The sequence below is a fragment of the Brevibacillus nigriterrae genome (genome assembly GCF_049846925.1).
Taxonomy (GTDB): Bacteria; Bacillota; Bacilli; order Brevibacillales; family Brevibacillaceae; genus Brevibacillus_H.
The window spans coordinates 166,838-178,132 of record NZ_JBNCMT010000006.1 but is presented as its reverse complement, the minus strand read 5'-3'; the positions used below and the strand labels follow the sequence as shown (position 1 = coordinate 178,132).

Genomic DNA, 11,295 nt, shown 5'->3' with positions numbered 1-11,295 from the left:
GATATGATGGTCCGGGAGGTGAGAACGAATCCAATGAAACGTAAACTTATCTTGTTAAGTAAGGTTGCTCGAAAAAAAGTGGGGAAGCGAAGAATGCAAAAGAGATTCTTATCACGACGCTATCGAATGAAGGTAAGGCATCATCGAAAAATGAAGAGAAAACGAAATCTACGAAGAAGAGTGGAAAGGTTGGCATCCATTGATTACTCTCTCATCTTAAAAAGAAACTCTCAGGCACTGAGTGTCATCATTACGTTGTTGTCTGGTGATGAACTTAATCAGGATTTGCTACTAAACGTAAAAGCACTTCAACCAAGAGAAATCATCGTTGTGCAGACCGGCCCACCAGAAGGAAATATACATGAAAGAATGGAGCAGGATGTCCGGTTTATTTTCTATCCATACTCCGAGAATATTTATGTTGGAAGAGGAATCGGAGCTGATTATGCTACGGGAGAGGTACTGCTGTTTCTGGATAATCAATACGCATACGCAACTCATGGTTTGCTACCGTTCGTAATCGAATGCTATGGAAAAAACGATATTATACTGACTAACAGCAATCCAGTTTATGCGAGGAAGGAGAGGTTTGATTCAGTTAACGTAGCAAAATCTTTCCTCAATCATACTCTTAAGCTTCCGTATTTACAGTTTTCTTCCTTAACAGACACCCCTCACGCAATGAAGAAAAAAACAGCTGAACGAATCGGTTATGAAAATCTGGTGATCCCCCCGAAAGCAATGGTGATTGCTGTAATAAATGGTCTGACAATCAATCAGATAAACAGAGCAAGGCCGTTGCCAAGCGCACGACCAACACCAGTTTCTTTCAAATTAAGGCAATTGAGGGCGAAGGAAACCTTACTGGGGGATCATATGGAGGCATTCCAGTACCTGCAGTCCGTAATAGGAGATCGTGCATACTACACAGACCAGATGCGTCGGAGAGACTTGCTCGCACAAATCAAAAATAAAAGAAGTAATCATGAGTCATGAGACAAGAGAAGAGGGCTGCCCTGAGTAGTATTGACTACGACCGGCATCCCTCTTTTTTCAAATTAAGTTATCGTGGTAAACGGGGTATTAGAAAGGCGATAATTTGTTTCAGACATTCATCTGCCGTTCGCTCTCCAGTTTCGACTATTAGCTCAGGGTTATCCGGTTCCTCAAAAATTTGTGATACTCCTGTAAAATCCTTGATTTCTCCCCGACGTGCCTTTTTATACAAACCTTTCGGATCTCTTTCTTCACATATATTCAAGGGACATTTTACATAAATCTCTACAAAATCCTGTTTCTCAAATCGTTGTCTGACTGCTTCACGATCTTCTTTAAACGGTGAAATGGATGCCACAAGAACAATTAACCCGGCATCCACGAACAACTTTCCTATTTCTCCCATTCGCCTGATGTTTTCTTTTCTATCCTGTTTGCTAAACCCCAGATTTTGATTTAGCCCGTGTCTGAGATTGTCTCCATCAATCAAGTAGGTGTGCATATGCCGATTGTATAGCTCCTGTTCAAGAAGATTGGCCAGGGTAGATTTGCCGCTGCCGGATAAACCGGTAAACCAAATGATTAATCCCTTGTGATTGTTTAATTCCTCTCGCATTTCTTTCGTTATGGAGTTAGCATGCCAGACAATGTGTTTTTTTGATGCCGAGTTGTTTATTTTTCTCACCTCGGTTTATTCAAGCGTGATTATTTCAGGTTTTTCAGAAATTGCTGCATTTCTTTTTTGCTTGCTTTATCCAACGAATCAATTCTTTTTTGAAACAGCATGCAAGCCTCATCATACAAGAGGATATCAAGCTCATTTTTTTCCTTGATCTTCTGCAAAACTTCACTGGAAAGTTGATTTTTGGGAGGTCGACTGGGGTTTTTAAAGAATGGATGATAACGTTGAATACTCTGCCATCCAAACTTCTTTTGAAACAGAAACAAGCTTTCATTAAACCTTTCTGCGATCCCAAAAGTAAAATGCTTTCTTAAATTTTCTTTTGCAAGCTGTAAGTCTGCGTGTTGAGGGTTGGATTTTCCAGAAATAAAACTTGTTTGCATGTTGTTTGTTCGCCGGACGAACGCTTCATCTTTACTGCTTACGTAATCCATGAGAGTCATATTATTTGTTCTGATCTGCTTGGAGACGTAGGGGCCGTGACTTGGCTCCATAAGCAGAAAGTAGTATTCAGAAATTACCCTTTCGATCGGATCTCTGAGAAAAGTCATATAGTTGCAGGGTCTGTTGAAATAGTTGTGAATGCCATAGGTAAAATGACCATAGAAGCATTGAATATAGCAAGTAGGGTCAGCTGATATCATGTTAATCGCATCTTGCATCTTCTTGTCTATGGTCCATACCCACGTTCGTAATTTATATTGGTCTTCCATAATTCTGTACATCGTGGTGCCTGCTGTCTTGGGTATATGCACGAAGAGGATTAGTGGCTTCATTTCATCCTGTAATTCTCCTTTCAATGGAAATCATTCGATAAAGAAACCGTTCCTAAGTAAACGGACAATATCTTCATCTTTCATGCTGGCATAGTCGGAACGGAAAAATGAAAAATCAACTTTGACCAAATGTTTATATTGATTGAGCAGCTTTTCAGATGGATGAGACGGCAGGATAACGAAGTATTGCTCATCAAATTTGTAGGTATGCGGTGACTCAAAGGTTGAGATTAATACCTCATGGATCTTCTCACCGGGACGAATCCCAATCTCTTTTACCCTGTAATCATTACAATTCAGACTGGTGGCAAGAACACGTATTAAATCGGTTATTTTACACGCCGGCATCTTCATCACAAATGTTTCTCCGCCGATCGAAACGGTTGCTGCTTTTAAAAGTAACTGGATTGCCTCTGAAACAGTCAAGAAAAAGCGAGTCATATCTTTGGAGGTTAAGGTAACTTCCCTTTTTCCGAGCAATTGTTGTTTAAACAGTGGAACCACGCTGCCGTTGGTGCCTAAAACGTTTCCGCCACGAATACAGACAAATCGTGTTTTTTCACTTAAATCGTTCGCTCGGATAATCAGTTTTTCTCCGATCGCTTTGGTCATACCGTAAAAATTGATGGGGTCTACCGCTTTATCCGTAGAAACATCAATCACTTTTTCAACACCTTGCAGGATACTTGCACGTATGATGTTACTGGTTCCATCCACATTCGTTTTCAAAGCTTCCTGCGGTTGATACTCACAGATCGGTACGTGCTTTAAAGCGGCAAGATGAAACACGTAGTCAACATTTTGGCACGCTTCTACTACCGCATCAGCATCCCGCACATCACCAATGAGAAATGACAGGCGAGGGTCATCAAAGCTTTGTTTCATATCGACTTGTGCAAATTCGTTTCGAGAAAAGATTCGTATTTCTTTCGGGTTTGACAGGAGTAAATTTCTCGTTAATTCCTGTCCCCAGGAACCTGTTCCTCCAGTAATTAAAATGATTTTATCAGTAAACATGTCAGGCCTCCCGATCGATCAATAGTTTCAGTGTAGGTCCCGGTCTAGTAACCCGAGACGTCCCATACAACCTTGTTGATAATTTTCGTGTAGCTTTCAATGATTTTGACTACTTTTATGGAAACGTTGGTATCCTGGTAGTCAATGGGTATGGGTGGAACCATTCTCTTCTCGGAATGGATTTCAATCGCTAGCTGAATCGATTTGAGTACATCATCCGGTGTGACTCCGCCAATGACCATTGTGCCCTTATCAAGAACCTCGGGCCGTTCTGTGCTGGTTCGAATCAAAACGCCGGGGAAATTCAAGATGGCAGATTCTTCACTCAACGTGCCACTGTCAGAAAGAACGCAGAACGCATGCATCTGTAGCTTGTTATAGTCGAGAAATCCGAATGGCTTGTGAATTTGAACGAGAGGATGCAGTGGAAGCTGCATCTGGTCTAGCTTGATTTTGGTGCGTGGGTGGGTGGAATAAACGATCGGGAACTGATATGTCTCGGCAACGGTATTCAGAGCTTTGATCAGAGAAATGAATTTTGCTTCGATATCTACGTTTTCTTCCCGATGGGCACTGACGAGAAAATACTTTCGATCTAGTAATCCCAATTGAGCCAATATTTGTCTTGTCTGAATTTTTTGCTCGTATGAATGGAATACCTCTGGAAGCGGCGAACCTGTAACAAAGATGTGTTCCTTGCGAAAGCCCTCGGACAAGAGATACCGTCTGCTGTGTTCGGTGTAGGGCAGGTTGATATCACTGATGTGATCTACGATTTTTCGGTTGGTTTCTTCCGGCACATTCTGGTCGAAGCAACGGTTACCTGCTTCCATATGAAAGATAGGGACCTTCAACCGTTTGGCTGCAATGGCACTCAAAGTACTGTTTGTGTCGCCGAGAACAAGCAACGCATCCGGTTTGACAGATTTGATAAGGTCATAGGATCGGGCAATCACATTGCCAATGGTTTCGCCTAAACTACCACCCACTACTTGCAGAAAGTAATCCGGTTTTCTTAACTCCAAATCTTCAAAGAAAATATCATTCAGGGTCGGGTCCCAGTTTTGGCCTGTGTGGACTAGAATATGGTCAAAGTACCGATCGCACGCTTTGATCACGGCAGACAGGCGAATGATCTCAGGTCGTGTACCGACAATTGTCATTACTTTTGTTTTATTCATTTCAGACACCTCTTGTTTGACATGGCTCATCTGTTAAGTGCTTCTACTAGCTTAGGCAAATGGTATAAATGCAGAAAGTGGGGTTCAGCAGGGAGAGGAATGCTTCTACAGATGAGGGTGGATCGTGCAGTTCGGATCGCCTGGTAATACGGGTCAGGCTGGGCTTGAAGGTGGGCTGACAGATGAATTGTTGAGTCTGCATGATGAATCGAAAGCAGATAGGGATATCTTGCTCGAAATAGATTGACTAAACCTGTCAGAAACTGCTTATGAAGCGGCTTGCCAAGTGCATATACCATGACAAATGGAGATTCTGTTTGTAATAAAACGTGGCGAATTGCTTCCTGAACAGGGACGAAGGGCATAGAGAAGTGTGTAACCCGTGGATCAGGAATTCTCTTTAGTACGCTGGCAAATGAAGCGTTCGGCGTCTGATCGATAACAAAGCAATTGAAGTTGTAATATGTTTGTTCAAATAGAGTTTCCAATCGTTTGATCGCAGCCCTCGACCGATGATTCCACAAGATGAGCACAGTCGTTTCAACCGGAATGCTCCTGCGCATACGTGCTTCCAGCCGAATGAGTTGTGAAATATACCGTTTCCTTCTGTAGACTTGCGGCTGTGTTCGCAATTTTCGTGACATACTATATGTCGATCTCAATCGATAGTCCATCAGCTCAATCGGTAAGTACTTCAAATCACAATGCTCACTTAGTCGCAACCAATAATCATAATCTTCTACGGGTGTCAGTCGATATTCACCTGTGAGGAGGGCAATCGATTTTTTATACATAAAAGAAGCGCCGATGAAGCAGGAGTCAATCAAATTTTCTTTTGGTTGTGCTCTCCATTGTCTCTGTCGGAGTAAGCGGGACCTGGAAAAAACAGGCCTTCCTTTATTGGTGATGAAGCGGCTATTGCTATAAACGAGTCCGACTGACGCAGGAGCTGTTATTAGGTTTTGACGAAGTGTTAAGAGAAAAGAAGGATAGTAGACATTGTCACTGGATACCCAAGTTACATACTGTATGCCCGGGTTGTTTTGAAATCTGCCAAAACCTCTATTAAGCGCATATGCCGTCCCCTGATTCTTTCGATAGGCAATAACCTCCACGCGTGGATCCCGCTGTGCTACTCTGCGAACGGTTTTTACGACATTGGGGGTAGTCCCATCTATCACGATGACTAGCTTGAAATAGCGATATTTCTGATTGAGGATAGACCGAATTGCCTTCTGCAGAAAAACAGGATGTTGTTTGTAAACAGGCATAACAATCCCTATATCAGCCATATACCCCCCCTCCTTCTCTCATGAAGAAAAGTATTACTGTACAGTATTCGTTCCATGTGTGAATGTAAGCAGACGTTTCACCATTTTATGTAAATATGATGATGGTAACTAGATAGAGCTGCCTCAATTTCTCTCAACCGAGGGCATTCTCAACCTCAAGACGTATACTGCAATGAGGATCAGATGGGTTGGGAAAGAGGGGAATGTACAGTGCAGAATATCTTGGTTACAGGTGCAAATGGATTCATCGGAAAAAATCTGCTGGAGTACCTGGGCAGGCGAGAGAAAGTTAACATTATGGCGATCGGGAGAAATGCAGGAAAGAAGGAATGGGAGAATGCGTTAGCAGTAGCAGATGTCATCTATCATCTGGCTGGAGTGAATCGCACCAATCATGTGGAAGACTTTCGGGAAGGAAATATAGAAGTAACGGAGCAGCTTGTATCGATTCTGAGACAATACAAACGGAAACCCCGGTTGATCTATGCATCATCCATTCAAGCTAGCTTGGATAATCCATATGGTAAAAGTAAAAAGGCGGCGGAAGAGGTTCTTGCAGCCTTTAGCCAGGAAACGGGCAGTGAGGTCGTGATTTATCGATTGCCAAATGTGTTTGGGAAGTGGTGCAAGCCGCATTATAACTCAGTTGTTGCCACGTTTTGTTTCAATCTGGCACAAGGCTTGGATATTTCCATTACTGACCCGGATAAAAAGCTGGAGCTGGTCTATATTGATGATGTGATCCATACGTTCATCGAGTGGTTACATCCTGCGAAAGTACCGAATTCTATCTATTACACGATCGATCAAACGCATGAAATAACGGTTGGGGATCTAGCGAGGAACATTCGAGAGTTTTCTTATGTTCGAAAACAGGCCATTCTTCCTGATTTGTCACAGCCACTTACCAAGTATCTGTACACTACGTACTTGTCCTATCTGGATCGAGCTGATTTCACTTACGACCTGACCGTGCACCGGGATCATCGAGGCTCCCTGTTTGAATTGCTAAAGTCTGAAGCGTTCGGGCAAATCTTTGTTTCAAGGTCAAATAAAGGAGTGGTCAGGGGAAATCATTATCATAACACCAAGGTTGAAAAGTTTTGTGTTATTAAAGGAAAAGCAAAAGTATTGTTTCGCAATATTTGGGAGGATGACTCGTTTTCCTATGATCTGACAGATGAAAAAATTGTCGTACTCGACATTCCTCCAGGATATACCCATTCCATTGAAAATGTATCAGATGACGAATTAATCGTGTTATTTTGGGCAAATGAAATATTTCAAAAAGAGAGTCCTGATACGTATCCATTAAACGTTTGAATAGAAGAACCTTGTCACATTTGTTGGCGAGGTTCTTTTTTTCTAATATGTTACATTGGCTGATTTTTATGAAAATGGACAATGCACTCATATACCTCCCAGATTGATGTTCATATAAATACTCAAGATATGAGTAATATATCATCTCACGCTACCCAGTGATATGAGGAGTGGATCAAATGGAGAGGGAGACGATACCTTTTGACATGAAAGTGGTGATTCTCGCAGGCGGTTATGGAACACGAATCAGTGAAGAAACGGGCGTGAAGCCAAAACCGATGATTGATATTGGTGGCAAGCCAATTCTTTGGCACATCATGAAGATTTACTCTTCTTTCGGGTTTAATGACTTTATTATCTGCCTGGGATACAAAGGAGAAAAAATCAAGGAATACTTTGCCAATTACTCTCTTTACAACTCAGACGTAAGCTTTGATTTCAGCAAGGAAGGGACAATGGTAACGCATAATCACTTTGCTGAGCCGTGGAGAGTTACGCTAGTGGAAACCGGGAAGGACACCCTGACAGGCGGACGTCTTAAGCGAGTTAAAGACTACATCGGAAACCAGCCATTTATGCTGACCTACGGTGATGGGGTAGGGAATGTCAATATTGCCGAAGTGGTAGCTTTCCACCAAAGTCATGGAAAACTGGCGACGGTCACAGCAGTACAGCCTCCTGGAAGATTTGGCTCGCTAACCATTGATGCAAACCAGGAAGTCAAAGGATTTGTAGAAAAGTCGCAAGGGGACGGGGGTTGGATCAATGCAGGATTCTTCGTGATGCAGCCGGACGTACTCCATTATATCGAGGGTGATCACACGATCCTGGAAAGAGATCCACTCGAAAACCTCGCCAAAGACGGACAGTTGATGGCCTATCCTCATTCGGGTTTTTGGCATCCGATGGATACACTGAGAGACAAAATTTATCTCGATGAGCTTTGTAAGTCAGGCAAGGCGCCATGGAGGAAAGGTGATTTCTCTTGATGAACCAGCATTTTTGGAAGAATAAGAGGGTTTTTGTTACCGGACATACGGGATTCAAGGGATCGTGGCTTTGTTTATGGCTATCGTCACTCGGAGCAGAGGTTACAGGTTATGCGTTGCGTCCACCAACAGAACCCTCGCTATACAAACTGTGCAACATCGATTCCATGGTTACTTCCATCATTGGTGATATCAGGGACAGAGAGAAACTGCGTGACTCCATCCTTGCTTCCAGCCCAGAAATTGTTTTTCATATGGCTGCCCAACCGATCGTCAGGGACTCGTACCCGTTTGCTGTGGAGACCTATGAAATCAATGTGATGGGAACGGTCTATCTCCTGGATGCCGTGAAGCACGCAAATGAAAATGGAAAGCAAATTCGAGCCGTTGTTAACGTGACATCAGATAAATGCTATGAAAACAAGGAATGGCTTTGGGGTTATCGCGAGAGCGACGAGCTTGGCGGATATGACCCCTACTCCAATAGCAAAGCTTGTTCCGAGTTGGTTACTCTCTCTTATCGGAGATCATTTTTTGAGTCGAAAAATCAAGGAAACCGCAGTGTGGGCATCGCTACGGCAAGAGCCGGCAATGTTATCGGGGGTGGCGACTGGGCATCTGATCGCCTCGTTCCTGATTGTATCAGGTCCATTCTGACGAATACGCCGATTACCATCCGCAACCTGCAAGCCATACGCCCATGGCAGCATGTATTGGAACCTCTATACGGATATCTGTTATTGGCACAAAAATTGGCGGAAGACGGGGCCAGTTTTTCGGAGCCATGGAATTTCGGCCCGAATCAGGAGGATATCCGGTCTGTTGAATGGGTCGTTCAGCGTCTCTATTCAAAATGGGGACATGGGCTTAAGTTTCAGCATCAGGCTGAAAAGGGCTTGCATGAAGCCACAAATCTACAATTGGACTGCTCCAAGGCAAAGCGAAAATTAGGTTGGTCACCGCAATGGGATTTGGAAACAACCATGGATAAGATACTTGAATGGACAAGGGGATATGCGGAAGGTGCCGATGTGAAGGCCATTTGCATGAGCCAAATTCAGGAGTATTCGAACGGGAGGACAACGACGTGACGGAAAAGTTGGAATCCCGAAATGTATTGATTACTGGAGCAACTGGCTACATTGGAGCCAACATAACATCCCGATTGGTGGAGAACGGGTGGAATGTTCATGTCATCGTCCGCCCAGATTCGAAGGTACACTTGCTCAAATCAGTTAATCATGCCATCCATATGCACATCTATGATGGGTCTACCGAACGGTTGATACAGATCGTTCATTCAGCAAATCCTTCCATCGTTTTGCATTTGGCGTCTTTTGCAACCGTAGCATATGAGCCGAAAGATATTCTGCCCATGATTAAAAGCAATATCTTATTTGGTACACAATTAGTAGAAGCAATGGTAGCCAACGAGGTGTATCACCTGATTAACACGGGAACCTATTCACAACATTTTGAAGATGCACCTTATAATCCTCAGTCCATCTATGCTGCCACTAAACAGGCTTTTGAGGACATACTCGTTTACTACTCCGAAACGACGCCGCTGAAACTGCTGACACTCACGCTATTTGACAGCTACGGTCCACACGATCCAAGACAAAAAATCATTCCGTTACTCCTAAAGACCATGCGGGAAAAGAAGGCACTACAGATGACCCCCGGAGAACAAGTCATTGATCTTGTGTACATCGATGATATTGTCGATGCCTATCTGCTTGCCATGCATCGAATGACAGAGGAAGAATCCGGCAAGACGGAGAAGTTCGCTGTTTCCTCGCAACGGCACATCCGTTTACGTGATGTTGTATCCATCTTTGAGAAAGTAACCAATTGCACTCTTCCAATAACCTGGGGAGGTCAACCATATCGAAAAAGAGAGGCGATGATCCCTTGGACCAAAGGAGTCCCGTTACCAGGTTGGAAGCCGAAGATTTCTTTTGAGGAAGGGATTGCAAAAATCGTAACCATAGAGGGAGATAACTATGATTTTTTGTACGGTTTCGACGTATAAGCATCTCGGGTTGGCCATTATTATGGCGAAATCCATCAGAAACACCCAACCAGAAGCGAGGATCGTGTTGTGCCTTGTAGAAGAGGAAATGTCAATGGTTGAGCCATATCGATGGCTCTTTGATGATATCGTTTTAGCGAAACAGTTAGGAATTCGCAATTTTTATCGCCATATGTTCAGGCATACGGAAATTGAAGGACCTTGCTCTTGTAAAGCTAGACTTCTGTTGTATGCATTACAGCGATTTCCTTATGCCGACAAATTCGTTTATATCGATTCAGACATGAAGGCATATGGCCCGTTTACTGAATTGTCCACCACTCTCGATCACTACCCGATTGTACTAACACCACACAATTTCGTAGCAAAAAAAGCGGTTGTCAGACATGGTTACTTTAATGCGGGCTTTCTTGCGTTTCGAAGGGGGCCAAAAGCCAGGAAGTTCCTTCAGTGGTGGGCGAGGAAGCTGGATCAATTCTGTTACCTCAATGTACAAAGAGGGTTGAATGCAGACCAGAAATGGCTGGATCAAGTACCGCGTTTATTTGGGGCTCATGTTTTTTTTCATCCAGGATATAATGTGGGGCCATGGAATGTTGGCGAGCGGACAATCACCCATACGGAAGACGGAAGTTGGCTGGCTAATGGTGAACCGCTTAAGGTCTTTCATTTTTCAAGTGTGCTACGGTTTCCGAATTTCTCATCTTATCTTGTTCATTATACGTCTCATGTGATTCATACTCCCCCAAGAATCCAAAACTACTTGACCCACTTGATCAAAGGGTATTTCGCTGAGGTAGAGATGCACTTGGCTGATTTACCCAACCCTCCCTGGAGCTACGGCCATTTTGCGAACGGCAGAAAAATTCTCGTTCGAAGTCGGCTCAACTTTCGCCGAAATCGTCACAAACGCTACAAATTTGTGAAAAACCCCTTTCAAAAATCAAATCTTTTCTTTCGCAGCCAACCACAGAAAAGGAAGCGACTACGAAAAAGAAGGTGAT

Annotated in this window: 10 protein-coding genes and 1 pseudogene; 6 read left to right on the top strand and 5 right to left on the bottom strand. The window is 43.4% G+C overall.

Annotation, left to right across the window (positions count from 1 at the left end; translation table 11 throughout):
* A pseudogene (locus tag ACPW7N_RS06765) lies at positions 1-996 on the top strand (hypothetical protein); the annotation flags it as partial.
* Between the two features lie 67 nt (positions 997-1,063).
* Here ACPW7N_RS06765 and cysC read toward each other — a convergent pair.
* From cysC to ACPW7N_RS06740, 5 genes are read right to left on the bottom strand one after another with little or no spacing between them, the layout of a single operon-like run.
* The gene (cysC, locus tag ACPW7N_RS06760) at positions 1,064-1,681 is read right to left on the bottom strand and encodes an adenylyl-sulfate kinase (RefSeq protein WP_425650266.1); all 618 of its coding nucleotides are present in this window, start codon (positions 1,679-1,681) and stop codon (positions 1,064-1,066) included.
* Between the two features lie 20 nt (positions 1,682-1,701).
* Complete coding sequence (locus ACPW7N_RS06755) at positions 1,702-2,454, bottom strand: sulfotransferase family 2 domain-containing protein (RefSeq protein WP_425650265.1); 753 nt, start codon at positions 2,452-2,454, stop codon at positions 1,702-1,704.
* A 30-nt stretch (positions 2,455-2,484) separates the two neighbouring features.
* Entirely contained in the window at positions 2,485-3,471 is a 987-nt protein-coding gene (locus ACPW7N_RS06750; RefSeq protein ID WP_425650264.1) for a polysaccharide biosynthesis protein, read from the bottom strand.
* 44 nt (positions 3,472-3,515) lie between these two features.
* A complete protein-coding gene (wecB, locus tag ACPW7N_RS06745; RefSeq protein ID WP_425650263.1) occupies positions 3,516-4,652 on the bottom strand; it encodes a non-hydrolyzing UDP-N-acetylglucosamine 2-epimerase in 1,137 nt (378 codons plus the stop codon).
* Positions 4,653-4,678: 26 nt separating this feature from the next.
* Positions 4,679-5,944 carry a glycosyltransferase family 2 protein gene (locus tag ACPW7N_RS06740; protein WP_425650262.1) on the bottom strand — a complete coding sequence of 422 codons (1,266 nt, stop codon included), beginning with the start codon at positions 5,942-5,944 and terminating at the stop codon, positions 4,679-4,681.
* A gap of 210 nt (positions 5,945-6,154) precedes the next feature.
* On the opposite strand from ACPW7N_RS06740, the gene ACPW7N_RS06735 reads away from it, so the two are divergent.
* The 5 genes from ACPW7N_RS06735 (at position 6,155) to ACPW7N_RS06715 (ending at position 11,294) form a co-directional block, all read left to right on the top strand.
* Positions 6,155-7,267: a polysaccharide biosynthesis C-terminal domain-containing protein gene (locus tag ACPW7N_RS06735; protein WP_425650261.1), complete on the top strand. Its 1,113-nt coding sequence runs from the start codon at positions 6,155-6,157 to the stop codon at positions 7,265-7,267.
* Between the two features lie 206 nt (positions 7,268-7,473).
* On the top strand, positions 7,474-8,256 hold the full coding sequence (gene rfbF / locus ACPW7N_RS06730; RefSeq protein WP_425650287.1) for a glucose-1-phosphate cytidylyltransferase: 783 nt from the start codon (positions 7,474-7,476) through the stop codon (positions 8,254-8,256).
* A complete protein-coding gene (gene rfbG, locus ACPW7N_RS06725) occupies positions 8,256-9,347 on the top strand; it encodes a CDP-glucose 4,6-dehydratase (protein WP_425650260.1) in 1,092 nt (363 codons plus the stop codon). Before rfbF ends, rfbG begins: the two co-directional genes overlap by 1 nt.
* On the top strand, positions 9,344-10,291 hold the full coding sequence (locus ACPW7N_RS06720; RefSeq protein ID WP_425650259.1) for an NAD-dependent epimerase/dehydratase family protein: 948 nt from the start codon (positions 9,344-9,346) through the stop codon (positions 10,289-10,291). The genes rfbG and ACPW7N_RS06720 overlap by 4 nt, the downstream gene beginning before the upstream one ends.
* Positions 10,263-11,294, top strand: coding sequence for a glycosyltransferase family protein (locus ACPW7N_RS06715; RefSeq protein WP_425650258.1), 1,032 nt, complete (start codon positions 10,263-10,265; stop codon positions 11,292-11,294). Before ACPW7N_RS06720 ends, ACPW7N_RS06715 begins: the two co-directional genes overlap by 29 nt.
* Position 11,295 lies beyond the last annotated feature (1 nt).

Bases quoted from the DNA above. Each gene is read 5' to 3' on its own strand.
- ACPW7N_RS06755 (WP_425650265.1), bottom strand. From the start codon at position 2,454: ATGAAGCCACTAATCCTCTTCGTGCATATACCCAAGACAGCAGGCACC.
- ACPW7N_RS06750 (WP_425650264.1), bottom strand. From the start codon at position 3,471: ATGTTTACTGATAAAATCATTTTAATTACTGGAGGAACAGGTTCCTGG.
- wecB (WP_425650263.1), bottom strand. From the start codon at position 4,652: ATGAATAAAACAAAAGTAATGACAATTGTCGGTACACGACCTGAGATC.
- ACPW7N_RS06740 (WP_425650262.1), bottom strand. From the start codon at position 5,944: ATGGCTGATATAGGGATTGTTATGCCTGTTTACAAACAACATCCTGTT.
- rfbF (WP_425650287.1), top strand. From the start codon at position 7,474: ATGAAAGTGGTGATTCTCGCAGGCGGTTATGGAACACGAATCAGTGAA.
- rfbG (WP_425650260.1), top strand. From the start codon at position 8,256: ATGAACCAGCATTTTTGGAAGAATAAGAGGGTTTTTGTTACCGGACAT.
- ACPW7N_RS06715 (WP_425650258.1), top strand. From the start codon at position 10,263: ATGATTTTTTGTACGGTTTCGACGTATAAGCATCTCGGGTTGGCCATT.